We start from the raw sequence: 26,922 nt of genomic DNA, 5'->3' as shown, positions 1-26,922 counted from the left end.
CGCCAGCGCCGCCGCTTCCGGCCGCCAAACCCCCAGCCCCGCCTCCTGCCCCGCCGCCCGAGCCGCCCAAGCCTGCGGCCGCTGAAGAGGTGGATCCGCTCGAGTCGCTCGAAGCCGAGATGGCGCGGCTTCTCGGCCGCCCGGACGACAAGCAGCAATAAGCGCGGTGCGGAAAATGCGTCTTCTCTAAAGACAGGCCCATCCGTGAATCGGCGATTCATGGATGGGCCAGATGCGAGTCGCGCGAAGGCCGATAGGCGCGACACAGCGGCGGGTGGAGCGTTTGGCGATCGACGAGGCGCGGGAGCTGCTAGAGCGGCGTCAGGTCGCGATCTATTTCGGCGCTGTCGCGGCCGCCGCGGCTTTGGCTTTCTTGTTCCCAGGCTTGACCGCGCTGGAGGCGGCGACCAATCCCGCGCTCGCCCTCATGCTCTTTGCGACCTTTCTTCAGGTTCCGCTCGCGGCGCTTGGACGCGCCTTCGCGCGCTGGCGCTTCATGGCGGCGCTGCTCGCAGCGAATTTCCTGGCGATCCCTGCTTTCGTCGCCGCGCTGTCGCCCCTGCTGCCGCCAGATCCGATGATCCGGCTCGGCGCGAGCCTAGTGCTGCTCGCGCCCTGCGTCGATTATGTCGTGACCTTCGCGCATCTCGGCCGCGGAGACGCCAGAGCGCTGCTGGCGGCGACGCCGGCGCTGCTCCTCGCGCAGATGGCCCTGCTGCCCCTCTATCTGAAGCTATTGCTCAACGATGAAGCGGCGGCGGTGGCGCAGGCCGGCCCCTTCCTCCACGCCTTCCTCTGGCTCATCGCCATGCCCTTGGCGCTCGCGGGAGGCGTCCAATTCTGGTCGGGCCGTTCCGCTCGCGGGGCGAAGGCGACGCGCCTTCTTTCAGTCTTGCCGATCCCGGCGACGGCGCTCGCGCTCTTCGTGATCGTAGCCGCCGTCACGCCGAGGCTCGGCCACGCCCTCGACGCCGTGCAGGCTGTGATCCCCTTTTATGTGGGTTTCGCGGTCGTCGCGCCCCTCATCGGATTGGGGGCGGCGAAGCTCTTCGGTCTGCCCGCGCGCGAGGCGAGAAGCGTCGCCTTCAGCGCCGCTACGCGCAATTCGCTGGTCGTGTTGCCGCTGGCGCTCGCGGCCCCCGGCGCCGTTCCCGTGCTGCCGGCGGTCATTGTCGCGCAGACGCTCGTCGAGCTATTGAGCGAACTCGTCTATGTGCGCGTCATTCCTCGACTCGCGCAAGACGACGCTTGAGGAAACCCGACGCGGCGTGAAGACTCAATCGTCCCGATAGACTTTCTCGCGCCGCTCGTGGCGCTCCTGCGCCTCGATCGACAAGGTGGCGATCGGCCGCGCGTCGAGGCGCTTTAAAGAGATCGGCTCGCCCGTCTCCTCGCAATAGCCGTAGGTGCCCTCCTCGAGCCGCGTCAGCGCCGATTCGATCTTGGCGATCAGTTTGCGCTGGCGGTCGCGGGCGCGAAGCTCGATCGCGCGATCCGTCTCGGACGACGCCCGGTCGGCGAGATCGGGATGGTTTTCATTTTCGTTTTGCAGAGCCGCGAGCGTCTCCCGGCTCTCTTGCAGAATGTCTTCCTTCCAGGCCAGCAGCTTGCGCCGGAAATATTCGCGCTGCCGGTCGCACATGAAGGGTTCGTCTTCAGACGGCTTGTAAGATTCGTCCAGATCCACCGCCATTCCCGCGAATCCTCTATTTGCCCATAGGCGACGCCTATATAGCCGCGACGCATGACAGTTACAATCGCCGCCGCGGCGGCGATTCAGCCCATGGCCTTACGCAGATTCTCGTCGATTTTGTCGAGGAAACCCGTCGTCGACATCCATTTCTGATTGCAGCCGACGAGCAGCGCGAGGTCCTTGGTCATGAAGCCGGATTCGACCGTGGCGACGCAGACCTCCTCCAGCGTGCGGGAGAAGCGCGCGAGCGCCTCATTGCCGTCGAGCTTGGCGCGATGCGCCAGGGCCCGCGTCCAGGCGAAAATCGAGGCGATGGAATTGGTCGAGGTCTCGTGGCCCTTCTGATGCTCGCGGTAATGGCGCGTCACCGTGCCATGAGCGGCTTCCGCCTCGACCGTTTTGCCGTCCGGCGTCATCAGCACGCTCGTCATCAGCCCGAGCGAGCCGAAGCCTTGCGCCACCGTATCGGACTGCACGTCGCCGTCGTAATTCTTGCAGGCCCAGATATAGCCGCCCGACCATTTGAGCGCGGAGGCGACCATGTCGTCGATCAGGCGGTGCTCATAGGTCAGTCCCAGCGCCTCGAACTGCGGCCTGAACTCGGCGTCGAAAATCTCCTGGAATAGATCCTTGAAGCGGCCGTCATAGGCCTTGAGGATCGTGTTCTTGGTCGAGAGATAGACGGGAAATTTGCGCGTCAGCCCGTAGTTGAAACTTGCGCGCGCGAAATCTCTGATCGAGTCGTCGAGATTGTACATCGCCAGCGCGACGCCGGAGGAAGGAAAATTGAACACTTCCTTTTCGATGACCGCTCCGTCGGCGCCCTCGAATCTGATCGTCAGACGGCCCGGCCCCGGCGTTCTGAAATCGGTGGCGCGATATTGATCGCCAAAGGCGTGACGGCCGACGACGATCGGCTGCGTCCAGCCCGGCACGAGGCGCGGCACGTTCTTGCAGATGATGGGTTCGCGAAAAATGACGCCGCCGAGAATGTTGCGGATCGTGCCATTCGGCGATTTCCACATTTCCTTGAGATGAAATTCCTTCACCCGCGCTTCGTCGGGGGTGATCGTCGCGCATTTCACGCCGACCCCATGCTCCTTGATGGCGTAGGCGGCGTCGACCGTCACTTGATCGTTGGTGGCGTCGCGGTTCTCTATCGAAAGGTCGTAATAGATAAGATCGATATCGAGATAGGGTCGGATCAGCTTTTCCTTGATGAAGGCCCAGATAATGCGGGTCATTTCGTCGCCGTCGAGTTCGACGACAGGATTTGCAACCTTGATCTTCCCCATGAGCCGCTCCTTGCAACGCGCGGGCCTTATAACGCCGCGCTGGCGCGAGGCAAAGCCGAGGAAAGAGCGGCCCTCTTTCCCCCGGCGCCGCTTTCAGCCTAATTTGCCGCGACTTTACGCAAGGGGCGGCGCATTGGTTGGCGCGGGGACGGATAAAAGCAAGACGGCGTTTTCGGGCGGGCCGGCCATCGTGCTGGTGCGGCCGCAGCTCGCCGTCAATATCGGCATGTGCGCGCGCGCCATGGCCAATTTCGGCCTGTCCGATCTTCGTCTCGTCTCGCCGCGAGAAGGCTGGCCGCGCACCGGCGCCTATCGCAAAGGCGCCTATGCCGCCGCCGCCGGGGCGACGCATCTCCTCGAAAACGCAAAACTCTATGCGAGCGTGCGCGAGGCGATCGAGGATTTGTCCTTCGTCTACGCCGCGACGGCGCGCGGACGCGGGCAGATGAAGCAAGTGCTCACCCCCGCGCAGGCGATGCCGGATACGGCGATGCGCGTCGCGGCCGGTGAGAAGCATGGCGTGCTCTATGGCCCAGAGCGCACAGGCCTCGACAATGACGATGTGGCGCTCGCCGACGCGATCCTCACTTTTCCGGTCAATCCCGCTTACGCCTCGCTCAATCTCGCGCAGGCGGTGCTGCTCACGGGCTACGAATGGTTTCGCGCGGCGCATGGCGACGCTATTCCCTTCGAACTCGAGGAGCGCTCGCCGCCGGCGACGCGCGAGATGACGCTCGCTTTTTTCGATTTTTTGGAAGGCGAACTCGACAAACGCGGATTCTTCCGTCCGCTGACGAAGAAGCCGGTCATGTCGCGAAACCTGCGCAACATGTTCCACCGCATGAGCCTCACCGAGCAGGACGTGCGCACGCTCTGGGGCGTCGTGGTGCGGCTGGTGGAGGGACCGCGAAGGGAGCCGAAGAAGTCGAGCCGCCGGAAACAGGAAGAAGAAGCCGAGTCGTGAAGGCGCCAAGACCTAATGAAACGACCGCTTTTCCTCCGGCTCCGCGAGGGGCCCCAGGGCCAGCGGGCTCGCCTGGTGATGGACGAGGCGCCATCGCCCGTCGATCAGGCGAAACCAGTTCGTCGCGAGCAGCAGTCCGCCGCCGACCTTCTCGACGCAAAAGACCCGGCCGTCCTCTCCCTCGATGAGCGTCTTTTCGTCATGGGCGGTCACCGCCTCCTGCTGAGGATTGCGAAAAATATCGCGATAGGAGGCGAGCACCCCCATGCGCCCGACGAGCGCCGGCCAGCCGGGATGAACGCAGGAAACGCCGTCCGCCGCCCAGACCTCGTTCATGGCCTCGGCGTCGCGCGCGGCGAAGGCGCGGTAATAGGCGGCGTTGGCCGCAAGAAGCGCTGTCTCGTCCATTTGCCCGACAATGCGGCCTTCTCGACGGCATGGCAAATGCAGTGCCATGCGACAGAAATATCCGCGATGTCCGCCGAAGCACGCGGCGCCGCGCCCTCGCAAGCGGCGCCCGGAGCGCCTAACTAGATGTTTGGAAGGATTCTCCCGGGCGCCGAAATATGCTAAGCGGCGTCGTTCCCCGCCGGCCTTGAACCGGACGCAGGAGAGGCAAAAAATGTTCATCCAGACCGAAGCCACCCCCAATCCCGCCACGCTCAAATTCATCCCCGGCCAGAATGTGCTCGGCCAGGGCGCGATGGAGTTCCGCTCTCTCGACGCCGCCGCTCATGCGCCGCTCGCGCAAGCGCTGCTCTCCATCGAGGGCGTCGAAACCGTGCTGTATGGCGCGGATTTCGTCTCAGTGACGAAGAATGAAGCCGAATGGGCGCATTTGAAGCCCGCGATTCTCGGCACGATCATGGAGCATTTCGCTTCCGGCGCGCCGCTCTTGACCGGCGAGGCGGAGCCGGAGATGGAAGCCGGCGAATTTTATGATTCGGCCGACGAGGAGACCGTCGCCCAGATCAAGGAATTGCTCGAAACCCGCATACGCCCGGCGGTCGCGGGCGACGGCGGCGACATCGTGTTTCGCGGCTTTCGTGACGGAACCGTCTATCTTGCGATGAAAGGCGCCTGCTCGGGCTGCCCGTCGTCGACGGCGACGCTGCGTAACGGGATTGAAAATCTGCTCAAGCATTTTCTGCCGCAGCAGGTGAAGGCGGTGGAGCCGGCGTAACAGGCGCGGGGCGTTTCCGGCGCCGATTTGATCGCGCCCTGAAAACGGTCATAATCCAGAATCATGCGAATCCTTGCGATCGATACCGCGCTGCCCGCCGTTTCGGCCTGCGTGCTCGACGACGACGCGGAAGAGCCCATCTCTTCCGAAACGATCGCCATGGAGCGCGGCCACGCCGAAGCGCTGCTGCCGCTCATCGAACGGGTCATGAGCAAGGTCGAGGGCGGCTTTTCGACAATCGACCGCGTCGCCGTCGCCGTTGGCCCGGGCTCCTTCACCGGCATCCGCATCGGCCTCGCGGCGGCCCAGGGGATCGCCCTCGCCTGCAAGGCCGAGATCGTCGGCGTCTCGACTCTGGCGGCCCTCGCCGCGCCGCTCATTCTCGATCCTTTCGAAGGCGTCGTCGCGGCGGCGATCGACGCCCGCCATGGCAATGTCTACATCGCCGCTTTCGGCGCGGACGGCCGCGCGCTGCTCTCGCCCCGCCGCGCGAGCGCGCAAGACGCGCTACGCGCGCTCGGCGCGGGCCCGATTTTGTTGATCGGCTCGGGCGCGGAGGCGCTCGCCAAAGAAGCGCGCGCCCGCGGCGTTCCGACGCGGATCGTGAGCGAACAGACCGCCCCGGACATCGCCTTCATCGCCCGGCTGGGCCTCGCCGCCCGGCCGGACGCCGCCCCCGCCCGGCCCCTCTATCTCAAGGAGCCGGACGTGACGCCGCCCAGCGCGAGCCGCCCCGAGAAGGAGGCCGCGGCGACGCCCGATATCGCATCGACGGCGCGAGCCGCGACGCCGGTGGAGGCCTGACGCCCGACATGACCCTGCTTTCGTCCTTCTTCGCCAAGCCCGCATTCGTCATCGAGCCGATCGACGCCGAGCGCGCCGAGGATTGCGAACGCCTGCACGGCGCCTCCTTCGCCTTTGGCTGGTCGAAAATCGACTTCGAGAGCTATCTGACCGACCCGCATGTCATTGCCGACGGCGCCGTCGCGGAGGGCCGCAAGGGCGAACTCGGCGGCTTCGTCCTCTCGCGACTCACCCCGCCCGACGCCGAAATCCTCACTTTCGCGGTGGACCCGGCGCGGCGCGGCGCTGGGCTTGGGCGGCGTATCCTGGAAAAGCACCTGGAAAATTTGGAGCGCGGCGGCGCACGGCTCGTGTTTCTCGAGGTCGCCGACGACAATGAGGCGGCGCTGAAGCTCTATGCCCGCGAGGGCTTCAAGGAGATCGGCCGGCGCGAGAACTACTATCGGCGCGCGGATGGCGAGCGCCGCGCCGCGATCAATCTGCGGCTGGAGATGTGAAATACGCCGACCGCCTGACGGGCGTTTTTTGAGGCAGGCCCGAATTTACGTCGGCGTCCCGACGCAAAATATCGTATACTGCCCGCGTCGGTCGTCGCCCGCATCGAGTCGGGGGCGGGCGAGGCAAGGCGATGGGGTTTAAGGGCGATAATCCTCGTCCTCATCCTGAGGAGGCCTCAAAGAGGCCGTCTCGAAGGACGAGGGCGAGCTCCAGAGGGCGTCGCATGAAGGTTTCCTCGTCCTTCGAGACGCGGCCTTCAGCCGCTCCTCAGGATGAGGAAACCTTTCCCGCGTTGCGCTGGCGGAGTGGCGAGCAGGAGCTGCAAAGATCACGACGGAAGTTTTAGAGGCTGTCGAGACGCCGCCCGCCCCACTTGAAGGGGAGCCGGCGCCAACGCCCAGGGTTCTGGTGAAGTCCTACGGCTGCCAGATGAACGTCTATGACGCGACGCGCATGGCGGACCTTCTCGGCCGCGAGGGCTACGCCGAGACGCAGAACGAAGACGACGCCGATCTCGTCATCCTGAACACTTGCCACATCCGCGAAAAGGCCGCCGAGAAAATCTATTCGGAACTCGGCAAGCTCGCGCTCGCCAAACGCGCCCGGGACGCCGAAGGGCGCGAGATGAAGATCGTCGTCGCCGGCTGCGTCGCGCAGGCCGAAGGCGAAGAGGTGCTCAAGCGCCAACGCGCCGTCGATGTCGTCGTCGGCCCGCAGAGCTATCACCGCCTGCCCGACCTCCTGCGACAGGCGAAGAACGGCCGGCGTCTGACCGACACGGAATTCGCGGTCGACGACAAATTCCGCGCCCTTCCCAACCCCAGCCGCGCGCAGATCCGCGCGCGCGGCGTCGCCGCCTTCGTCACCGTGCAGGAAGGCTGCGATAAATTCTGCTCTTTCTGCGTCGTGCCCTATACGCGCGGCGCCGAAGTGTCGCGCCCCGTGGCCGACGTGCTCGCCGAAACGCAGCGCCTTGTGGACGCCGGCGTCGCCGAGATCACGCTCATCGGCCAGAACGTCAACGCCTATCGCGGCGCGGACCAAGCCGGCCGCGAATGGGGGCTGGCGCGGCTTCTCGAGAGGCTTGCGCAGATCGAAGGCCTCGCGCGCCTGCGCTATACGACCAGTCATCCCGTCGACATGACGCAGGCGTTGATTGACGCGCATGAGTCGATTCCAAAACTCATGCCCTATGTCCACCTGCCGGCGCAGTCCGGCTCGGACCGCGTGCTGAAGGAAATGAACCGCAAGCACGGAGCGGCCGACTATCTCGACATCGTCCGACGGCTGCGCAAGGCGCGGCCGGACGTCGCCATGTCCTCCGATTTCATCGTCGGCTTTCCCGGCGAGAGCGACGCCGATTTCGAGGCGACCATGGCGCTCGTGCGGGAAATCGGCTTCGCGTCGAGCTTCTCCTTCAAATATTCGCCACGCCCCGGCACCCCCGGGGCCGCGCGCGACGACCAGATTGACGAAGAGGCAAAGAGCGAGCGCCTCGCCGCGCTTCAGGCGTTGCTCGACGAACAGCGGCGCGCGTTCAACGACGCCGCGGTGGGCCGCGAGATCGACGTGCTTTTCGAAAAGCCGGGACGCCACGAAGGCCAGATCGCCGGCAAGAGTCCCTATCTGCAAGCCGTGCATGTCGAAGGTCCGCTCGAGGCGATCGGCCGCGAGGCGCGCGTGAAGATTATCGCCGCCGGGCCCAATTCGCTCGCGGGGCGGCTGGTCAGCGAGGAGGCGAAGGCTTGACGACGATCGACGACGCGCGGCTCGCCGCGCGGGGACCGGATGCGGCGGAACCGGAAGCGGAAATCACGCTCGCCTTCGAAAACAACCGTTACGCTTCCCTCGTCTTCGGCCTCTACGATCAGAATCTCGCCAAAATCGAACGGCGCCTGCGCGTCGCCTCCTTCGCCAATGGCAATCACGTCACGCTCAAGGGCAAGGCGGAGTCCTGCGAACATGCGCGCCGCGTGCTGGAGGCGCTTTACGAGCGGGTCTCCATCGGCCAGACCATCGCGCCGGGCGATGTGGACGGCGCCATCGAGGAGACGGCCCGCCAGCGCAGCCTCTTTCCCGACGCCGAATCCGGGCGGGGCGCCTTCGAGCAGCTTCTCACCCGAAGGCGCGGCCCGGTGCGCGCCCGCAACGCGGCGCAGGATCAATATCTGCGGGCCCTGAAGCGCTACGAACTGGTCTTCGCCGAAGGCCCCGCCGGCACCGGCAAGACCTGGCTCGCCGTCGGCCATGCGGTGCAGCTCATGGAGCAAGGCGCGGTCGAGCGGCTGATCCTCTCGCGTCCCGCGGTCGAAGCCGGCGAGCGTCTGGGCTTTCTGCCCGGCGACATGCGCGAGAAGGTCGATCCCTATCTGCGGCCGATCTACGATGCGCTGCATGATTTCATGGACGCGCGGATGATCGAGCGCGGCATGCAGACCGGCCTCATCGAAGTCGCGCCGCTCGCCTTCATGCGCGGCCGCACGCTCGCCCGCGCCTGCATCCTGCTCGACGAGGCGCAGAACGCCACGTCGATGCAGATGAAGATGTTTTTGACGCGGCTCGGCGAAGGGTCGCGCATGGTCGTGACCGGCGATCCCTCGCAGACCGACCTACCGCCCGGCCAGAAGTCCGGCCTCGTCGAGGCGGTCTCGCTCCTCGCCGATCTCGACGTCGTCGGCCGCGTGAAATTTTCCGAGGGCGACGTGGTGCGCCACGACCTCGTCCGTCAGATCGTCGGCGCCTATGAGCGCGCGGAACGCGCCAAGCGACGCCCGCGGGGGGAAGCGTAATCCTCGTCCATGAACGCGCAGCCCGCTAAGATCGAAATCGACGTGAACGTCGCCGCGCCCGCCTGGGAGGCGGTCGAAGGGCTGGAGGCGCTCGTGCGCGACTGCCTCCTCAAGAGCCTCGCCTTAAGCGGCGCCGCCCTCGCGCCGGCCTGCGAAATTTCCGTCACCTTCTGCGACGACGCCATGATCCGCGCGCTCAACGCGGACTGGCGCGGCAAGGACCAGCCGACGAATGTCCTGTCTTTTCCGACGCCTGGCGCGCTTCAAGCCAAGCCTTTGCTCGGCGACGTGATCGTCGCCTATGAGACGGTCGCGCGCGAGGCGGCCGAACAGGGCAAAAACCTTCGCAACCATGCCGCGCATATGGTCGTGCATGGATTTCTGCATCTGATCGGCTATGATCACGAGACCGCCGCCGAGGCTGAGGGGATGGAGGCGCTGGAGCGCAAAATCGCCGCGGCGCTGGGATTTCCCGACCCCTACGCGGATGACGCTGAAGGGCTGGCGGGCGGAACGAATTGAACCAAGCGCATATGTCAACGCGATCCGATAACTTCGACGACCCGGTTCCATTAAGGCGCGCCGGCGAGGCGCCGCGTCACGGCTTGCTCGATCGGGTGCGCGGCCTTTTGGGCCTTGGCCCGGTCTCGGTGCGTGAGGACATCGAGGACAAGCTCGAAGAGTCGGCGGGCGACGTGACGCCGCACGAGCGCACGCTGCTCAAAAACGTGCTCGGCCTACACGACATGCGCGTTGAGGACGCCATGATCCCGCGCGCCGACATCGTCGCCATTTCCATCGAGGCCTCGCTGCGCGAAGCGCTTGAATTGTTCCGCACGGCGGGCCATTCGCGCCTGCCGGTCTACGCTGAAACGCTCGACGATCCGCGCGGCATGGTCCACATTCGCGATTTCGTCGTTCTTATCGGCCGCTGCGCCGACAAGCAGGAAGCGCCGGACGCCGGGGCGAAGAAGATCGATTTCGACACGCCGCTCGCCGAAGCCAATCTGCTCAAAAACGTGCTGTTTGTGCCCCGCTCCATGCCGGCGCTCGATCTCCTGATCCGCATGCAGACGACGCATATCCATCTCGCGCTCGTCATCGACGAATATGGCGGCACCGACGGCCTCGTGACGATCGAGGACATTATGGAGATGATCGTCGGCGACATCGAAGACGAACATGACGTCGTCGACGAACCCGGCGTCGTCGAGCTCGACAATGGCGATTATTTCGTCGACGGCCGCGCCGACCTCGACGAGGTGACGCAGCGCCTCGGCGTCGATTTCCGTCTGGAGGACACGCCCGCCGAAGTGACGACGCTCGGCGGCCTCGTCGCCTGGCTCGCCGGCCGGGTGCCGATGCGCGGCGAGATCATTCCGACGCCCGCGGAAGGCTATGAATTCGAAATCGTCGACGCCGATCCGCGCCGCGTCGGCAAACTCAGGGTGCGCGCCAAACAGTCGGCCTGACGCGGCGCGCCCTCATAAAGCGGCCTTCGTGATCCGCTAAAACGCATTACAGTCAATTGGCTGATTCGCGAGGCGCTGCAGGATTCCATGGCGCAGATTGCCGAAATCGTCGGCGTGGGCGCGGGATGGCGCACGCTCCCTCAGCGCATCGTTCTCGCCGATGGCTGGACGCGGCGCGCCCTCGCTTTTCTGGCCGGCGCCTGCGGCGCGCTGGCGCTCGCGCCCTTCAATTTCATCCCGGCGATGTTCGCGCCGCTCACCGTCGCCGTCTGGCTCATCGACGGCGCCGCCGACGCCGGGATCGTCTCGTGCTTTAGCGTCCGGCCGCTGCTTTCAGCGGCGGGCGCAGGCTGGTGGTTGGGCTTCGGCTATTTCCTCGCCGGCCTCTGGTGGCTCGGCGCGGCCATGCTGGTCGAAGCCGACCAATTCGCTTGGGCGATCCCCCTCGCCGTCTTCGGCCTGCCCGCCGTCCTGGCGCTGTTTCCGGCGCTCGGCTTCGCAATCGCGCGCCTGCTCTGGTCGCCCGGCGGCTGGCGCGTCTTCGCGCTCGCGGCGGGGCTTGGCGCCGCCGAATGGCTGCGCGGCCATATTCTCACGGGCTTTCCCTGGAATAATTTTGGCATGGCGCTCGCGGGCGCGGGTCCGCTGGCGCAGACGGCCTCGCTTGTCGGACTCTATGGGCTCGACATTCTCGCTGTCGTCATTTTCGCCGCCCCCGCGACGCTCATCGACCGCCAAGGATTTATGACCGGCGCAATGCGGATCGCCGCGGCGCTCCTTTTCGCCATGTTCGTCTTCGGAGCGCTGCGGCTCGCGATGAACGACACCCGATATGTCGAGGGGGTGAAGCTGCGGCTGATGCAGCCCAATCTCGCGCAGGATGCAAAATTCCGGCCGGAGAACGGCCCGGAAATCCTGCGCCATTACCTCGCGCTTTCGAGCGGTTCGGGCGTCGCCGGCGTAACGCATCACATCTGGCCCGAATCCGCCTTTCCCTATGTGATCTCGCATCATCCCGAGGCGCTTCAATCCATCGCCGACGCGCTCAAGGACGCCGTCCTCGTCGCCGGCGCGGCCCGCGCCGAAGGCTATGGCGAAGGGAGACGCGGCAGGATTTTCAATTCCATCGAGGCGCTGAAGGGCGGCGACATCGTCGCCTTTTACGACAAGGTCCATCTCGTCCCCTTTGGCGAATATCTGCCGCTGGAAGGCCTTCTGCAGCCGCTCGGCGTCAATCATCTCGTGCCGGGCGTGTGGGATCGCGGAACGGGGCCGCGCCGTCTCGACGCGCCGGGCCTGCCCCCAATCGCGCCGCTCATCTGCTATGAGGCGATCTTTCCCGGCGAAGCGGTCGCGGCGCGGGCAGGCGCGGGCCGCCCGGAGCTATTGCTCAATCTCACCAATGACGGCTGGTTCGGGCAAACGACCGGCCCCTATCAGCACTTCGCCCAGGCGCGGCTGCGCGCCATCGAGGAAGGCCTGCCGATGGTCCGCGTCGCCAATACGGGCGTCTCCGCCATCATCGACGCCTACGGCCGCGTCCTGCAGTCGCTGCCGCTCGGCGAGGAAGGCGTCATCGACGGCCCGCTTCCCGGGGCGGCCGCGCCCACGATCTTTTCGAAATATGGCGCTTTGGTCTCTCTGGCGCTCCTCGCTTTGGCGACGGCGCTCGCGCTCAAGGGGCGGTTTCGAAAAAGCTGACAAGCTGGATTCTCAAATCACGTATTTTTTTCGCCGAACTCCCCAGGCGCCGCGGGACGGACCGTTTAAGGGGTCATGCGCCGTCCAAGAAAGGGGCGCGGAACGAAAAACCTCATGGCGTTTCATAGCGCTAACCGCGTCGGCGCTTGCCTTCGAAGGCGATTCGGCTAGAAGGACGAAGGGGGTTCATTCAATTGAAAAAAACGCCAGATCCGATTGATCGTCACGTCGGCAGCCGCGTGCGCATGCAGCGCATCCTGATGAATATGAGTCAGGAGAAGCTGGGAGAGGCGTTGGGTCTGACCTTCCAGCAGGTGCAGAAATACGAGAAAGGCACCAATCGCATCGGCGCGAGCCGCCTTCAGCAGATATCGAAGACTTTGAACGTGCCGCCCTCATTCTTCTTCGAGGGCGCGCCGACATCGAGCGCGCCCGCGCCGGCCGCCGGCTTTTCCGAAGAGTCTTCGTCGCAATATGTGGTTGATTTCCTGTCGACGGCGGAGGGGCTGCATCTCAATCGCGCCTTCGCCCGCATCCGCGATCCCAAAATCCGCAAGCGCATCCTCGATCTCGTGGCGGCGCTCGCCGATCAGTCCGACCCGGCGGAGCCGCCTGCGGGCGACTGAGGGTCATCGTTCTCCATAAAGAACGCTTGGGGCCTTTCGGCTTGACGCAACGAACGCGCGCTGGCAGATGGACCCGCACGAGCGGACTTTTCAATCAATAGCCTCGGAGCGTCGAAGTGACCCGGAAAAACTACCTTTTCACGAGCGAATCCGTTTCTGAAGGCCATCCCGATAAGGTTTGCGACCGCATTTCCGACGAGATCGTCGACGAATTTTTCCGCGAAGGCCCTAATGCAGGCGTCGATCCTTACGCCATTCGCGTCGCCGCCGAGACGCTTGCGACGACGAACCGGGTGGTGATCGCCGGCGAAGTGCGCGGACCGCATATTCCCTTCGAGCGCATCATCGAGATCGCGCGCGTCGCCATCCGCTCCATCGGCTACGAGCAGCGTGGCTTCCATTGGAACACCGCCAATATCGAAGTGCTGCTGCACGAGCAGTCCATCGATATCGCCCAGGGCGTGGACGCCGCCGGCAATAAGGACGAAGGCGCGGGCGACCAGGGCATCATGTTCGGCTATGCGGTCAGAGAGACGCCCGAACTCATGCCGGCGCCGATCTATTATTCGCACAAAATCCTCGAGCTCCTGTCAAAGGCCCGGCACAGCGGCAAGGAAAAGGGGCTCGGCCCCGACGCCAAAAGCCAGGTCACGGTGCGCTATGTCGACGGCAAGCCCGTCGAGGCGACGCAGATCGTGCTTTCGCATCAGCATGTCGACGAGAACCTGACTCCGGCGGACGTGCGCCGCATCGCCGAGCCCTATATCCGCGAGGCGCTGCCCGAGGGCTGGATCACCGCGAACACCGTCTGGCACGTCAATCCGACCGGCAAATTCTTCATCGGCGGGCCGGACGGCGACGCCGGTCTCACCGGCCGCAAGATCATCGTCGACACCTATGGCGGCGCGGCGCCTCACGGCGGCGGCGCCTTCTCCGGCAAGGACCCGACCAAGGTCGACCGTTCGGCGGCCTATGCGGCGCGCTATCTCGCCAAGAATGTGGTCGCGGCCGGCCTCGCCGACCGCTGTACGCTGCAGCTTTCCTACGCCATCGGCGTCGCCGAGCCGCTGTCGATCTACGTCGATCTCCATGGCACCGGCCAGGTGGCGGAAGACAAGCTCGAAGCGGTGCTGCCGCAGCTCCTGCGCCTGTCGCCGCGCGGCATTCGCGAGCATCTCCAGCTCAATCGGCCGATCTACGCCCGCACCTCCGCCTACGGCCATTTCGGCCGCGCGCCGGATGAAGATGGCGGCTTCTCCTGGGAGAAGACGGATTTGGTCGATCAGTTGAAATCGCATTTCGCATAGGCGAACCGCTCGCGATGCGCCTGTGCGCATCTTTGACGCATCCAATGTCTGAAGAGACCCGCCCTTCCCGCCGCCTCTACGGCCGCTCGAAGGGCAAGCCGCTGCGCAAGCATCAGGCGGGGCTGATCGAGAGCCTCTTGCCGCGGCTTGCGCTCGATCTTGCGCGCCCGCCGTCCATCCTTCGCGAAACGCGCCTCGAAATCGGCTTTGGCGGCGGCGAACATTTGATCGAAGCGGCGACGAACGCGCCGCACGTCGACTTCATCGGCTGCGAGCCCTTCGTCAATGGCATGGCGAAGCTTCTCGCGCGGATCGAGTCGCACGGACTGGAAAATGTCCGCCTGCGTCAGGGAGACGCCGCGGAAGTTCTCGACTGGCTGCCGGCCGCGAGCCTCTCGCTCGTCTATCTCTTCTATCCCGATCCCTGGCCGAAGCGGCGCCACCGCAAGCGGCGCTTCGTCTCCCCCGAAAATCTCGACAGGCTGGCGCGAGCGATGCGCCCCGGCGCGGAACTTCGCTTTGCGACCGACATCGACGATTACGCCGCCTGGACGCTCGCGCGCGTGCGCGCCCATCCGGCCTTCGACTGGACCGCGCGTCGGGCGCGCGACTGGCTTACGCCCTGGCCTGGCTGGCCCGGCACCAAATATGAAGCCAAAGCCATAGCCGCAGGCCGCAATCCGGTCTATCTGACCTTCGTCCGGCGGAGCGGCCAATTTTCGGCGGAACGGTAATTGTAAGGCCCGCCGCGACCAATATCGGGAGCAAGGCATGGTTGAAGTCGCGAGAACGGCGGGCGGCGGCAACGCGCCGGTGGAGACGACGACGGATCGCTTTCGCGCCGACGTGCTCGAACCTTCCATCCGGCAGGTCGTGCTGGTTGATTTCTGGGCGCCCTGGTGCGGGCCCTGCAAGCAACTCGCACCCATCATCGAGCGCCTCGTCGCCGCCACAGGGGGCAAGGCGGCGCTCGTCAAAATGAACATCGACGCCGATCCGCTGATCGCCGATCAGCTCGGCATAAAGTCGATTCCCGCCGTCGTCGCTTTTCAACGCGGACGGCCGGTGGACGGTTTCGTCGGCGCCCTCCCGGAGAGCCAGATCAAGGGCTTTCTCGAACGCCTCGTCGGCCCGATCGAGGATACGGCCGACGCGCTCGAAGCGGCCCTTGCAATGATCGCCATGGGCGATATCGCCGCGGCGGAGCAAGTGCTTGGCGAACTGGCGACCGGCGAGCCGCCGGACCACAAGGCCGCGGCCGTGCTGGCGCGGCTTTATGTCGAGGAGGCGCGCTATGACGAGGCGCGCGCGCTTCTTGACTCCCTGTCCGACGCGCTGCGGCGCGACCCCGAGGTGGCGGCCGCGGCGGCGGCGCTCGAAAACGCCCAGCGCGCCAAGGACCTCGGCGAAATCGAGGAATTGAGGGCGCGCGTCAATTTCGAACCCAATGATTTCCAGGCCTATTTCGATCTCGCCCTCGCGCTCAACGCCAAAGGATTGCGCGAAGAAGCGGCAGACGCGCTCCTTGAAATCTTCCGCCGCGACCGTAGTTGGAACGACGATGGGGCGAGAAAACAACTCGTCCAATTCTTTGAGGAATGGGGTCCGATGGACAAGGCGACCATCGGGGCGCGGCGGCGGTTGTCCGCGCTGCTGTTCTCTTAGGAGGCCTTCGCCAAAATGAGCCTGAACCATCCCTTTGTCGCGATCAGCGAATTGCCGGAGGTCCTGCCGCTCTTCCCGCTCACCGGCGCGGTGCTGCTGCCGCGCGGCGAGCTACCGCTCAATATTTTCGAGCCGCGCTATCTCGCGATGGTCGACGACGCGATCGCCGGCGCGCGACTCATCGGCATGATCCAGCCCTTGCCGGGAGAGGAGTCCGCCGACGCGCCGCGACTTTACGACATCGGCTGCGCCGGACGTCTGACGCGCTTTTCGGAAACCGGAGATGGGCGCTATCTCATCACGCTGACCGGCGTCGCGCGCTTTCGCATCGTCGAGGAGCTCAATGTGGATACGGCCTATCGGCAATTTCGCGTCCGCTACGACGAATTCGCCGCCGATCTCACGCCGGGCGCCGGCGAAAGCGCGGTCGATCGCGAGAGCATGGTGTCGATGTTGCGCAATTTCGCCGAATGTTCGAAACTCGAAGTGGACTGGGCGAGCATAGACGCCGCGCCGACGGAGACGCTCGTCAATGCGCTGGCGATGATGAGTCCCTTCGGCGCCAATGACAAACAGGCGCTGATCGAAGCGATAGACCTGAAGACGCGCGCTGAAACCCTTGTCGCCCTCGCCAGGCTCGATCTGGCGCAGCGGGGCGGCGACCGGCCGCAATGGCATTAAGGAATAGGACCCGCGATGAGCGATGAACGCGACCCCGCCGTCGAAAAACTCGAAGCCGCGCCCGAGCCGACGCGCATCGATCCGCGCCTGCTCGAAATACTCGTCTGTCCGCTGACCAAGACGACGCTCGAATATGACCGCGCGCGCCAGGAGCTGATCTCCCGCTCCGCGCGCCTCGCCTATCCGATCCGGGACGGCATCCCGATCATGCTGCCGGAAGAAGCGCGCCAGATCGACTGATCGACGCCCTTCGTCATGGACGAGGCCGCCGCGCCCAGCGCGAAGCTTCTGGCGCTGCTCGACCTCGAAGCGGCGGGACCGGATCGTTTTCGCGGCTACAGCCCGAAATCCGCTGGCCGGCAGGTCTATGGCGGCCAGGCGGTGGCGCAGGCGCTCGTCGCCGCGACGCGCACGGCGCCGCCCGACCGTCCCGTTCATTCGATGCACGCCTATTTCGTGCTCGCCGGCGATCCGACGATTCCGATCGATTTCGCCGTGGAGCGCGTGCGCGACGGCAAAAGCTTCACGACGCGCCGGTGTCACGCCGCACAGCGAGGCCGGACGATTTTCTCGATGGAGGCGTCCTTCCAGCGGCGCGAGGGGGGCCTGACGCACGCCGCCGCCATGCCGGAAGCGCCTGACCCCGAGAGTCTCGACGATCTTCATGCGCTGATCGACCGCTTCCACGGCTTTCTGCCGGAAGAAGCGGAGAATTGGGTGAAGCGGCGGCGCGCGGTGGACATGCGCATCGTCGCGCCGGAAGCCATGCTCTCCCCCGGGCGCCACGCCGCCGGCCAGTTGATCTGGTTTCGCGTACAAGGGCCGCTTCCCGACGATCGGGCGACGCAGAGCGCCCTGCTCGCCTATCTTTCGGACATGACGCTGCTCAATACGGCGCTCGTGGTTCACGGCAAAACGATCTTCGAACCCGGCTTGCAGGTCGCGAGCCTCGACCACGCCCTCTGGATTCACGACGCGCCGCGCGTCGACGACTGGCTGCTCTACGCGCAGGAAAGTCCCTGGTCGGGACACGCCCGCGCCTTGACGCGCGGCCAGATTTTCGCGCGAGACGGTCGTCTCCTCGCCTCCGTCGCGCAAGAGGGGCTGGTGCGCCTGCGGGGCGCGCCTGAGGCCTAGGCGCAGCCTCTCTCTGCCCGCCAAGTTTAAGATCAATAAATAGGCACTAATCTGCACAATTGATAGGCGCCAGCCTGAACGGCAGAGGCGATCAGCCGGCGCGCGACCGGAGGGGAGGCTCCGTCGCCATGACGCGCCCACTCAAGGTCGGGCGTCGACTTCGCCGAAGATAAAGGGTCTCCCGCGCTCGGGGATCGCGCGCGCCGGCGCTTTTCCGACGAATTCCAGGATAAGCCATCGCTGGCATGGCATTTGAAAGCTTGTCCGCGCCGACGCGGCAGCGTCCGCCCAGCGACCGCGACGCAGGCGCCGGCCTCAAGCGGGCGACGCTCGACGATGCGGTCGACAACAACAGGATTGGCAGATGAAAATCGTGACAGCGATCATCAAGCCGTTCAAGCTCGATGAGGTCCGCGACGCGCTGACCAACATCGGCGTGCACGGCCTTACCGTGACGGAAGTCAAGGGCTATGGACGCCAAAAAGGGCATACCGAAATTTATCGCGGGGCCGAATACGCCATCAGCTTTCTGCCGAAATTAAAGATCGAAGTCGCCGTCGACGCCGCCCTCGTCGATCAGGTCATCCAGGCGATCACCAATACGGCGCGCACCGGCCAGATCGGCGACGGCAAGATTTTCGTCGCCCCGCTCGAGCGCGCCATTCGCATTCGCACCGGCGAGACCGACGCCGACGCGCTCTGATAGTCCTCTCCCCGAACCACCAGGAGCTTTCAAACATGAAACTTCGTTTGCCTCGGAGCGCGACCGTTGCTTCGATCCTCGCGGGAGCGGCTGCAACGACCATAGCGTCGTTTCCGGCCTTCGCCGGTAACGATCCCACGCCCAATCCCGGCGACACCGCCTGGATGCTGACGTCTTCGGCGCTGGTGCTGATGATGTCGATCCCCGGCCTTGCGCTGTTCTACGGCGGCCTCGTGCGCACCAAGAATATGCTGTCGATCCTCACGCAGGTCTTCGCGATCGTCGCGCTGGTGGGCGTGCTCTGGACGCTCTACGGCTATTCGCTCGCCTTTGGCGACGGCGGCTCGCTGAGCAATTACATCGGCGGCTTCAACAAGCTATTTCTCAAGGGTGTGACGGCCTCCTCCAATGCGGCGACCTTTACCCCCGGGCATGTCATTCCGGAATTCGCCTATTTCGTCTTCCAGATGACATTCGCGATGATCACGCCCGCGCTCATCGTCGGCGCCTTCGCCGAGCGCATGAAATTCTCGGCGGTGCTGCTCTTCGTGACCTTATGGGTGACCTTCATCTACTTCCCGATCGCCCATTGGGTGTGGGGCGTCGCGGATCCGAACGCGCTTGTCGACGCCGCGACGCAACTCGCCGCCGCCACCACCGAGGAGGCGAAAGCGGCCGCACAGGCGAAGATCGACGAGATCAACGGCGCCGTCGGCTGGCTCGCGGGCAAGGGCGCGCTGGACTTTGCGGGCGGCACGGTCGTCCATATCAACGCCGGCATCGCGGGCCTCGTCGGCGCGATCGTCGTCGGCAAACGCATCGGCTATGGCAAGGAGGCGCTGCCGCCGCACTCCCTCACCCTGTCGATGGTCGGCGCCTCGCTGCTGTGGGTCGGCTGGTTCGGCTTCAACGCCGGCTCCAACCTCGAAGCCAATGGCGTGACCTCGCTGGCCTTCGTCAACACCATGGTCGCTACCGCTGGGGCGGCGCTCTCCTGGATGCTGACGGAGTGGCTGGTGAAGGGCAAGCCTTCGCTGCTCGGCATGATCACCGGCGCCGTCGCCGGCCTTGTCGCCGTGACGCCGGCTTCCGGCTACGCTGGTCCCATCGGCGCGCTTGTGCTCGGCCTGATCGTCTCCCCGATCTGCCTCTTCTTCGTCGACTTCGTGAAGAAGAAGGTCGGCTATGACGACTCGCTCGACGTCTTCGGCGTGCATTGCATCGGCGGCATCACCGGCGCGATCCTGACGGGCGTCCTCGTCAATCCCGCTCTTGGCGGCGTCGGCATCACCGACTACACCAATCTCGAGGATTACACCGGCGCTTACGATCTCGTGACCCAGTTGAAGGCGCAGGGCACCGCCGTCGTCGCGACGCTGCTGTGGTCTGGCGTCGGTTCGGCGATCCTTTACAAGCTCGTCGATCTCGTCGTCGGCTTGCGGCCGGCGCCCGATCAGGAGCGTGAAGGCCTCGATATCACCGATCACGGCGAACGCGCCTACAATTATTGATCTCAAGTCTCCTAAGCGCGATACGGAGCGGCGCCCACGGGCGCCGCTTCTTTTTGTGGAGCGACGCGCAGACCCTCTCCCGCTTGCGGGAGAGGGTGTCATGCGGAACGCGTGACGGGTGAGGGCCCTCATCCGACCCCGCTTCGCGGGGCCACCTTCTCCCGCAAGCGGGGAGAAGGATTCGCGCATCATCGCCGCGCGTATTGCCCTTGTCGCCACGCCGATGCAACATGCGTCGCTTCGATAAATCGATAGGGGTAAGGACGGATGTTTTTTGAAATGCGGCGCGCGGGTCTGGCGTTTATCATCCTCTTGGCCGCCGCCCTTCCAGCCCGCGCGGCGGAGCGCGTCGTCAATCTCACCCTCGTCGTTTTCAGCGACATTTATGAAATGGCCGAGAAGGACGGGCGCGGCGGCTTCGCGCGCATCGCGGGGGCGCTGAAGGCCGAACGGGCGCGCGCGAAGAACGTCCTCGTCGCGCACGCCGGCGATACGATTTCGCCGTCGCTGATGTCTGGCCTCGACAAGGGCGCGCATATCATCGACCTCCTCAATCGCAGCGGCCTCGATGTTTTTACGCCCGGCAATCATGAATTCGATTTTGGCGAAGCCGTCTTTCGCCAGCGGATGAGCGAAACGCAATTCGCGCTTCTCGCGGCAAATCTGCGCGACGCCGCGGGCAATCCCCTGCCCGGCTTCGCCGACAGCAAAATTTTCGACATTGACGGCGTCAAGATCGGCGTCTTCGGCCTCACCGACGATGAAGCGGCGCGACGCTCGAGCCCCGGCAGCCTGCAGCTCCTTCCCGCCATCGAGACGGCGAAGCGCCAGGCGCAGGCGCTGCGCGACGCGGGCGCCGACCTCATCGTCGTGGTGACGCATTCGGAATGGCAAGACGATGTGCGCCTTGCGCGACTCGAGCCGATCGACATCGTCCTCTCCGGCCACGACCATAATCTTCTCGTCGCCTATGACGGCCGCGCGGCGATCGGCGAGACGCAGGCCGACGGCGCCAATCTCGTCGCCATCGATCTGACGATCCGCAAAGGCGACGACGGCGAGGCGCGCTGGACGCCGAAATTTCGCATTATCGACACAGCCGACGCGACGCCCGACGCCGCCATCGCCGAGCGCGTCAAGCAATATCAGGAGTCGATCGACAAGACGCTCGACATCCCCATCGGGTTGACGAAAACGCCGCTCGACAGCCGCAAGGCCGCCGTGCGCGGCGAGGAGACGGCGATCGGCGATTTCTTCGCGGACGCCATGCGCGCGGCGACGGGCGCGGATCTCGCCCTGCTCAACGGCGGCGGCATTCGCGGCGACCGCCTCTATGAGGCCGGCGCGACGCTCACGCGCAAGGATATCGCGAGAGAACTGCCTTTCGGCAACAAGCTCGTGCTGATGGAGATTTCCGGCGCCGATCTGCGCGAGGCGCTGGAGAATTCTGTCTGGATGATCGACCGGGGCGCGGGGCGCTTCGGCCAGATTTCCGGCGCGCGCATCGTCGTGCGGCGCAACGCCATTCCGGGTCAACGCATCGTCTCCGCCGAGATCGGCGGCAAGCCGCTCGATCCGGCGAAGATTTATAAACTCGCGACGATCGATTTTCTCGCGCGCGGCAAGGACGGCTATGTGGCGCTCGCGCGCGGCAAGCCGCTCATCAGCGAAATCCAAGGGCCATTGCTGGCGAATGTCATTATCGCCGCGATCGAGAAGGCCGGCGCCGTCGCGCCCGTCGTCGAGGGACGCATCGCGATCGAATAATCAAATCCCGCCGAGGCACACATATTTGATCTCGACATAATCGTCGACGCCATAGCGCGAGCCCTCGCGCCCGAGACCCGACTGTTTCACGCCGCCGAAAGGCGCGATCTCCGTCGAGATCAGCGTTTCATTGACGCCGACCATGCCGAACTCCAATCGCTCGGCGACGCGGAAGACGCGGGCGATGTCGCGGCTGTAAAAATAGGCGGCGAGCCCGTAGGGCGTGGCGTTGGCGAGACGCACGGCGTCCGCCTCGGTCTCGAAGGGGATGACCGGCGCAACGGGCCCAAAGGTCTCCTCACTGAAGATCAGCGCGTCGGGCGGCACATTGGCGAGCACCGTGGGCTCGAAGAACGTGCCGCCGAGCGCGTGGCGCGCGCCGCCGGTCAAGAGCTTCGCGCCATGCGCAAGCGCGTCGGCGATATGGCGCTCGACCTTTTCGACCGCCGCGGGCTCGATCAGCGGCCCGATAGCGACGCCCTCCTGCGTCCCCTCGCCGACCTTCAGCGCGCCCGCCGCCGCCGCAAGCTTTTCGGCGAAGGCTCCCGCGACGCCCGCCTGCACGAGGAAGCGGTTGGCGGAGACGCAGGTCTGGCCGGCGTTGCGATATTTGGAAGCGAGCGCGCCCCTGACGGCGGCGTCGAGATCGGCGTCGTCGAAGACGATGAGCGGGGCGTTGCCGCCAAGCTCCATCGAGCATTTCTGCACATTCTCGGCGGCCTGCCGCAACAGGATTTTGCCGACCTCGGTCGAGCCCGTGAAGGTGAGCTTGCGCACCAGCGGATTATGCGTGAATTCGAGCCCGACCGGCGCGGGATCGCGCGCCGTGACGACATTGACGACGCCCGCCGGCACGCCCGCGCGCTCCGCGAGTTCGACGAGCGCGAGCGCGGAGAAAGGCGTCAGCTCCGCGGGCTTCACCACCATGGCGCAACCCGCGCCAAGCGCCGCGCCGACCTTGCGCGCGAACATGGCGGAAGGAAAATTCCACGGCGTGATCGCCGCCGTGACGCCGATCGCCTGTTTGAGCACGAGGAGGCGCCGGTCAGTCGGTCCTGGAATGACGTCGCCATAGATGCGCCGCCCCTCCTCCGCAAACCAGTCGATGAAAGCCGCGCCATAGCCGATCTCGCCGCGCGCCTCGGCGAGCGGCTTGCCCATTTCGGCGGTGATGATCCGCGCGAGCCGCTCCTGATCTTCCATGATCAGCTCGAACCAGCGGCGCATGATCTGCGCGCGCTCTTTCGCCGGGCGGTCGCGCCAGTCGGGCAGCGCGCGGGCGCAGGATTCGACGGCGCGGCGCGCCTCGGCGGCGCCCATGTCGGGGACGCGCCCGAGGATCGCGCCGGTCGCCGGATTATCAACGGCGAAAGTCGCGCCATTGTCCGCGTTTACCCATTTCCCATCGATAAAGGCCTGCTCGCGCAGGCCCAAACCCGTGATTGCGTCCATGCCTCACATCCTCTCGCGCGCCGCGCGCGTCGCCATTGAAATATAGGGAAAGGGTCGGCGGATCGCACCTTCGCCCTTTTCGCCCGCTGCGCATGAGCCCTAAGCGCCGTGCGGGTAACTCATGGTTAATGGTTTCTATATTCAATGTATTTCCGCCCCGGCGAGGCTGGCGGCGCGCCGCGGAACCCTCATGAGCATTTTCGGCCGAAAGCCCGCGCGTCTTGGCGCGGACCGTGACGACAAGGCGGCCGCGCGCGATTCTTGGCGGGAATCACTTTCGCGCCGCCCCGTCCGCGCCGTCTGGCTCTTTCTTCGCCGCAATCTGGCGCGCATGGCCGCGGTCGCGGTCGCCGTCAGCCTGGCGGCCTTCGCCGTCGCTCTTTTCGTTTTCAATAAATATTCGGCGACGGCCGTCGTCATGATCGACCCCCGCGCCGGCAAGGATGCGCAAATCGACGCCGGCGCAATCGAAAGCCTCGCGCAGATCGCGCGTTCCGAGGCGTTTCTGGGCGCGCTCGTCGATGGGCTCGATCTGACCCGTGACGGCTATTTCGGCGGGAGCGGCGCGGCGGAGCCGCTCCAGCGCCTGGCGACCATCGAGAAGCTTAGAACCAATCTCTCCGTCGCGCGGCGGGACGCGACTTACGTCATCGAGGCGACGGCGAGCGCGCCTTCGCCTGGCCTCGCCGCCCGCATCGCCAACGCCGCCGCGCGCAAAATTCTCGATGAGGCGACGCCATCGCGCTTGGGCGTAAGCGCGACGACGGCGCAACCGATGGAAAGCCGCCTCCCGGAAGCGCGCGAAAACGCAACGCGCGCCGAACAGGCGGCGGAGCAGCTTAGAACGCGCCTCAAACTCGCTGACGCCGCGCAGGGCTTTAGCCTCGTCGAAGAGCGCATATCCGAACTCAATCGGCAGCTGGCGCTCGCGAGCGCGCGGACGGCGGAAGCGCGGGCGCGATATGAACTGCTGCGCAGGGCGGGCGACGCCGACGTTTCACTGCAAGCGGCGCAATCCGCGCCGCTAGACGCTTTGCGCGCCGAATATGCGCGGCTGTCACGGCAAGCCGCCGGCCGGGCGGCCGTGCTCGGACCGCGCCATCCAGAAGTCTTGAGACTAAAGGCGCAGCTTGCCGACGCGCGCCGCGAGGTCGCCGCCGAGAACAAGCGCGCGCTCGCCTCCGTCCGCTTCGCCTATCTCGAAGCCGAACAGGGCGAAGCGGCGCTGGCGGAGGAACTCAAAAAAGCGCGGGCGGAAAGCGCCGAGCTTGGCCCGGAACTCATGAAGCTCGAGGAACTCGAAAACGAATCCAAAGCGGCGCGCGACGCCTATGGCGAATTGCGCGAGCGGGCGCGGGCGAAGGATTTGGACGCAAGCGCCATTCGCATCGTCTCCCCAGCCCTGCCGCCGCTGCGCACGACGACGCCGCCGCTGACGCTCGCGGCGGGATCGGCGGCGCTCGGACTTCTCGCAGGCCTCGCCTATGCGACGCTGCGGGAGCGACGTCGGGACACGCTGAACACCGCCGCCGCGGCCGAGCGGTTCGGCGGCGCCGAAACGTTGGGGTTCATTCCACTGATAGAGGATTCAGGCCAGGAAGGAGACAAGCCGCAAAAGCCAGATCTTTCTCCCTGGCTCGCCGAGCTTTGCGCCGAACTCGCGCCGAACGAAGCCGGCGACGAGGGAAGCGTCCTGCTTGTCGCTTCCGCGAGGCGCGGCGAAGGGCGCACCACGGTCGCGGCGAATCTCGCCGCCTATCTTTCTCAAGGCGGCGACCGCGTGCTGCTCATCGAAGCGGATCGGCCCGCGCGACAGACGAAGCCGCGCTTAGGCCTTCTGGACATTCTCCAAAGCGGCGAGGATTTGGAGCGCGCCTTCGTCGACCCGCCGGACGCCTCTTACACATTCCTGCCTTTCGGAGGACGCGCGCTCAAACGCCCTTACGCCATCGGCGGGCTCATGAGCGGCGTCACCATGCGCGCCTTGCTCAAGCTCGCGCGGCAATGGTTCGATCTCATCGTGATCGACGGGCCGCCCGCCCTCGAAGCGCCCTATGCGCCGCTTCTCGCGGCGCGGGCGGACCACGTCGTTTTTCTCATCGAATGGGACAAGACTCGCGCGGAAGACGCAGAGGCCGCGCTCCAACGGCTGGACCTTCATGACGCGGCTGCCATTCTCTACAATAAGACAGACGCCGCGCGACTCCCGCTTTACGAAGGACGCCGCTCTTATTTGTCCGAAGTAAATTTTGGAGAGGCCGCCTAACGCGATCGATCGCGGAAGGCGAACGCTCATAGCGGCCTATCCCATTCCCCTTGTCGCAGACCGATCCCGCCCTAACTTCCTTGGTTCAAATGCTGCGGCCAGGAATGCTGCGCGGCGGCTATTTTCCATATGCGGTCCACGGGAGTGTCATGATGAAAAAATTCGCCCTAACAGCCGCCGTTGTAGCCGCTCTAGCGTTTCCCTCCGCGGCGCTCGCAGGTCACGGCGGCCCGCATGGCGGCGGTCACCATGTCGGCGGCGGGTGGGGTCATCATGGCGGAGGCGGTTGGGATCATCATGGCGGCTGGGGACATAATAGAGGCTGGGGTTGGGGTCATAGAGGTTGGGGCGGCGGCCATACCGGACACTGCTGGCGCTGGTGGCGTGGGGGTTGGCACTGGGTCTGCTGATCGCACCCTTTAGCGCTCTATCAATTCAATGGGGCGGATCTGCGCGTCAGGTCCGCCTTTCATTTTTTCGCTTGTTGGATTCGACCAACGGCCGATTAGCGGATCGTCGCCGCATTAATTTAAACAGTCGCACGAGTGGATCGGTCTTTACCGAACTCGAAGACAAGCCAGGGCGCGCCGCGCTTGTTGCCCGTATCGACATCGGGCAATTCGGCAAGCGCAATGAGGCGCAGGCCCGCCTCGGACGCCTGCTTCAACATCGCCGACAGAGTCCAGTGATAATCTGAGAACTTCACCTCGTTACGCTCGTCGAAGACCGATACGGAAAACTCCACGCCGTCATTGAGATAAAACCCGTCATCGAAATTCGCGTCGAACGTCGAATACTTCTCTTCGCGAAAGCAGGGATGCGTCACGACGATGAAAGCGCGCCCCTTCGGCTTCAACAGGCGAAACTGCGCGTTCAAATAATCGACGCAGCCTTCATGCGTCTCGATCGTCATCCAGACCGCAGTCGACGCGACGACGTCGACGCTCTCCGCCGGCGCAGCTTGCGGATCGTCGAGAAAATGCGCGCGCTGTCCGGCGAGGCGCTCTTTCGCGATTTCCCGCAAGGTTTCGGAAGGGTCGTAATGCCATATTTCGCCATCGAATTTTTCTCTCAGGCTCGACAGAAATCTCCCGTCGCCGGCGCCATAATCAAGAACCACAGATGGTTCGCGCGTCAAAATGGCGTCGACGAGCCAGGGAAAGACGATGTCATGCTTGCTTTCCTTGATCTCGCTGAAGCGGCTGTCGTCGGCTTCCGAAAGCCACGTCGCCTTGCCTTTACGATCTTCCGTCATTTCCGCCGAGGCTCCACAAAGCTCCCACTCTTCAGAAGTTACTATTTTTCATAAATGATCTAGATTACGAAAACGGGTCGACATCGACGAATGACGCCCCAGCTTCAATCTTAGCGCCTCGCTTGCGCCGGGGGTGGCGGTCTCGCCAAAAAC

Annotated in this window: 26 protein-coding genes; 21 read left to right on the top strand and 5 right to left on the bottom strand. The window is 65.1% G+C overall.

Going from position 1 to position 26,922, the window contains the following annotated elements:
- Nucleotides 1–223 precede the first annotated feature (223 nt).
- Nucleotides 224–1,252 (top strand): arsenic resistance protein, encoded by a 1,029-nt coding sequence (locus V3H18_RS03070; RefSeq protein ID WP_332080415.1) that lies wholly within the window; start codon nucleotides 224–226, stop codon nucleotides 1,250–1,252.
- Between the two features lie 24 nt (nucleotides 1,253–1,276).
- On the opposite strand, the gene dksA is transcribed toward V3H18_RS03070, so the two are convergent.
- Nucleotides 1,277–1,693 carry an RNA polymerase-binding protein DksA gene (gene dksA / locus V3H18_RS03065; protein WP_332080414.1) on the bottom strand — a complete coding sequence of 139 codons (417 nt, stop codon included), beginning with the start codon at nucleotides 1,691–1,693 and terminating at the stop codon, nucleotides 1,277–1,279.
- An 83-nt stretch (nucleotides 1,694–1,776) separates the two neighbouring features.
- Nucleotides 1,777–2,988, bottom strand: coding sequence for an NADP-dependent isocitrate dehydrogenase (locus V3H18_RS03060; protein WP_332080413.1), 1,212 nt, complete (start codon nucleotides 2,986–2,988; stop codon nucleotides 1,777–1,779).
- A 133-nt stretch (nucleotides 2,989–3,121) separates the two neighbouring features.
- Here V3H18_RS03060 and V3H18_RS03055 point away from each other — a divergent pair, with 133 nt between their 5' ends.
- A complete protein-coding gene (locus V3H18_RS03055) occupies nucleotides 3,122–3,952 on the top strand; it encodes an RNA methyltransferase (RefSeq protein WP_332080412.1) in 831 nt (276 codons plus the stop codon).
- Nucleotides 3,953–3,964: 12 nt separating this feature from the next.
- On the opposite strand, the gene V3H18_RS03050 is transcribed toward V3H18_RS03055, so the two are convergent.
- The gene (locus V3H18_RS03050) at nucleotides 3,965–4,360 is read right to left on the bottom strand and encodes a nuclear transport factor 2 family protein (RefSeq protein WP_332080411.1); all 396 of its coding nucleotides are present in this window, start codon (nucleotides 4,358–4,360) and stop codon (nucleotides 3,965–3,967) included.
- Between the two features lie 214 nt (nucleotides 4,361–4,574).
- Between V3H18_RS03050 and V3H18_RS03045 the strand changes: the two genes are divergently transcribed.
- The 18 genes from V3H18_RS03045 to V3H18_RS02960 all read left to right on the top strand — a co-directional run bounded on the left by V3H18_RS03045 (nucleotide 4,575) and on the right by V3H18_RS02960 (nucleotide 21,796).
- Nucleotides 4,575–5,135, top strand: a complete 561-nt coding sequence (locus V3H18_RS03045) for a NifU family protein (protein ID WP_332080410.1) — start codon at nucleotides 4,575–4,577, stop codon at nucleotides 5,133–5,135.
- A gap of 63 nt (nucleotides 5,136–5,198) precedes the next feature.
- Nucleotides 5,199–5,939, top strand: a complete 741-nt coding sequence (tsaB, locus tag V3H18_RS03040; RefSeq protein WP_332080409.1) for a tRNA (adenosine(37)-N6)-threonylcarbamoyltransferase complex dimerization subunit type 1 TsaB — start codon at nucleotides 5,199–5,201, stop codon at nucleotides 5,937–5,939.
- A gap of 8 nt (nucleotides 5,940–5,947) precedes the next feature.
- The gene (locus V3H18_RS03035; RefSeq protein WP_332080408.1) at nucleotides 5,948–6,436 is read left to right on the top strand and encodes a GNAT family N-acetyltransferase; all 489 of its coding nucleotides are present in this window, start codon (nucleotides 5,948–5,950) and stop codon (nucleotides 6,434–6,436) included.
- Nucleotides 6,437–6,764: 328 nt separating this feature from the next.
- Complete coding sequence (miaB, locus tag V3H18_RS03030) at nucleotides 6,765–8,186, top strand: tRNA (N6-isopentenyl adenosine(37)-C2)-methylthiotransferase MiaB (protein ID WP_408631756.1); 1,422 nt, start codon at nucleotides 6,765–6,767, stop codon at nucleotides 8,184–8,186.
- Nucleotides 8,183–9,226, top strand: a complete 1,044-nt coding sequence (locus tag V3H18_RS03025) for a PhoH family protein (protein WP_408631754.1) — start codon at nucleotides 8,183–8,185, stop codon at nucleotides 9,224–9,226. The genes miaB and V3H18_RS03025 overlap by 4 nt, the downstream gene beginning before the upstream one ends.
- A gap of 9 nt (nucleotides 9,227–9,235) precedes the next feature.
- Nucleotides 9,236–9,748, top strand: coding sequence for an rRNA maturation RNase YbeY (ybeY, locus tag V3H18_RS03020; protein ID WP_408631753.1), 513 nt, complete (start codon nucleotides 9,236–9,238; stop codon nucleotides 9,746–9,748).
- A gap of 11 nt (nucleotides 9,749–9,759) precedes the next feature.
- On the top strand, nucleotides 9,760–10,698 hold the full coding sequence (locus V3H18_RS03015; protein ID WP_332080407.1) for a hemolysin family protein: 939 nt from the start codon (nucleotides 9,760–9,762) through the stop codon (nucleotides 10,696–10,698).
- Nucleotides 10,699–10,785: 87 nt separating this feature from the next.
- A complete protein-coding gene (lnt, locus tag V3H18_RS03010; RefSeq protein WP_332080406.1) occupies nucleotides 10,786–12,399 on the top strand; it encodes an apolipoprotein N-acyltransferase in 1,614 nt (537 codons plus the stop codon).
- 194 nt (nucleotides 12,400–12,593) lie between these two features.
- Nucleotides 12,594–13,025: a helix-turn-helix domain-containing protein gene (locus V3H18_RS03005; RefSeq protein ID WP_332080405.1), complete on the top strand. Its 432-nt coding sequence runs from the start codon at nucleotides 12,594–12,596 to the stop codon at nucleotides 13,023–13,025.
- Nucleotides 13,026–13,141: 116 nt separating this feature from the next.
- Complete coding sequence (gene metK / locus V3H18_RS03000; RefSeq protein ID WP_332080404.1) at nucleotides 13,142–14,332, top strand: methionine adenosyltransferase; 1,191 nt, start codon at nucleotides 13,142–13,144, stop codon at nucleotides 14,330–14,332.
- A 44-nt stretch (nucleotides 14,333–14,376) separates the two neighbouring features.
- A complete protein-coding gene (gene trmB / locus V3H18_RS02995) occupies nucleotides 14,377–15,066 on the top strand; it encodes a tRNA (guanosine(46)-N7)-methyltransferase TrmB (RefSeq protein ID WP_332080403.1) in 690 nt (229 codons plus the stop codon).
- Nucleotides 15,067–15,103: 37 nt separating this feature from the next.
- Nucleotides 15,104–15,997, top strand: a complete 894-nt coding sequence (locus V3H18_RS02990; protein ID WP_332080402.1) for a co-chaperone YbbN — start codon at nucleotides 15,104–15,106, stop codon at nucleotides 15,995–15,997.
- 15 nt (nucleotides 15,998–16,012) lie between these two features.
- Nucleotides 16,013–16,678 (top strand): LON peptidase substrate-binding domain-containing protein, encoded by a 666-nt coding sequence (locus tag V3H18_RS02985; protein ID WP_332080401.1) that lies wholly within the window; start codon nucleotides 16,013–16,015, stop codon nucleotides 16,676–16,678.
- Nucleotides 16,679–16,693: 15 nt separating this feature from the next.
- Nucleotides 16,694–16,918: a Trm112 family protein gene (locus V3H18_RS02980; protein ID WP_332080400.1), complete on the top strand. Its 225-nt coding sequence runs from the start codon at nucleotides 16,694–16,696 to the stop codon at nucleotides 16,916–16,918.
- A gap of 15 nt (nucleotides 16,919–16,933) precedes the next feature.
- Nucleotides 16,934–17,815, top strand: coding sequence for an acyl-CoA thioesterase (locus tag V3H18_RS02975; RefSeq protein ID WP_332080399.1), 882 nt, complete (start codon nucleotides 16,934–16,936; stop codon nucleotides 17,813–17,815).
- Between the two features lie 364 nt (nucleotides 17,816–18,179).
- Nucleotides 18,180–18,518, top strand: a complete 339-nt coding sequence (locus V3H18_RS02970; RefSeq protein WP_332080398.1) for a P-II family nitrogen regulator — start codon at nucleotides 18,180–18,182, stop codon at nucleotides 18,516–18,518.
- Between the two features lie 35 nt (nucleotides 18,519–18,553).
- A complete protein-coding gene (locus V3H18_RS02965) occupies nucleotides 18,554–20,029 on the top strand; it encodes an ammonium transporter (protein WP_332080397.1) in 1,476 nt (491 codons plus the stop codon).
- A 279-nt stretch (nucleotides 20,030–20,308) separates the two neighbouring features.
- Nucleotides 20,309–21,796, top strand: coding sequence for a bifunctional metallophosphatase/5'-nucleotidase (locus tag V3H18_RS02960; RefSeq protein ID WP_332080396.1), 1,488 nt, complete (start codon nucleotides 20,309–20,311; stop codon nucleotides 21,794–21,796).
- Here the strand turns inward: V3H18_RS02960 and V3H18_RS02955 are convergent, their stop codons facing one another.
- Entirely contained in the window at nucleotides 21,797–23,248 is a 1,452-nt protein-coding gene (locus V3H18_RS02955; protein WP_332080395.1) for an NAD-dependent succinate-semialdehyde dehydrogenase, read from the bottom strand.
- A 190-nt stretch (nucleotides 23,249–23,438) separates the two neighbouring features.
- Between V3H18_RS02955 and V3H18_RS02950 the strand changes: the two genes are divergently transcribed.
- On the top strand, nucleotides 23,439–25,514 hold the full coding sequence (locus tag V3H18_RS02950) for a GumC family protein (RefSeq protein ID WP_332080394.1): 2,076 nt from the start codon (nucleotides 23,439–23,441) through the stop codon (nucleotides 25,512–25,514).
- Between the two features lie 529 nt (nucleotides 25,515–26,043).
- Here V3H18_RS02950 and V3H18_RS02945 read toward each other — a convergent pair.
- Complete coding sequence (locus tag V3H18_RS02945) at nucleotides 26,044–26,769, bottom strand: class I SAM-dependent methyltransferase (RefSeq protein ID WP_332080393.1); 726 nt, start codon at nucleotides 26,767–26,769, stop codon at nucleotides 26,044–26,046.
- Nucleotides 26,770–26,922: the final 153 nt, after the last annotated feature.

The sequence above is a fragment of the Methylocystis borbori genome (assembly GCF_036576025.1).
GTDB lineage: Bacteria > Pseudomonadota > Alphaproteobacteria > Rhizobiales > Beijerinckiaceae > Methylocystis > Methylocystis borbori.
The sequence above is the reverse complement of the archived record's forward strand: the minus strand, read 5'-3'. Positions and strand labels throughout refer to the sequence as shown.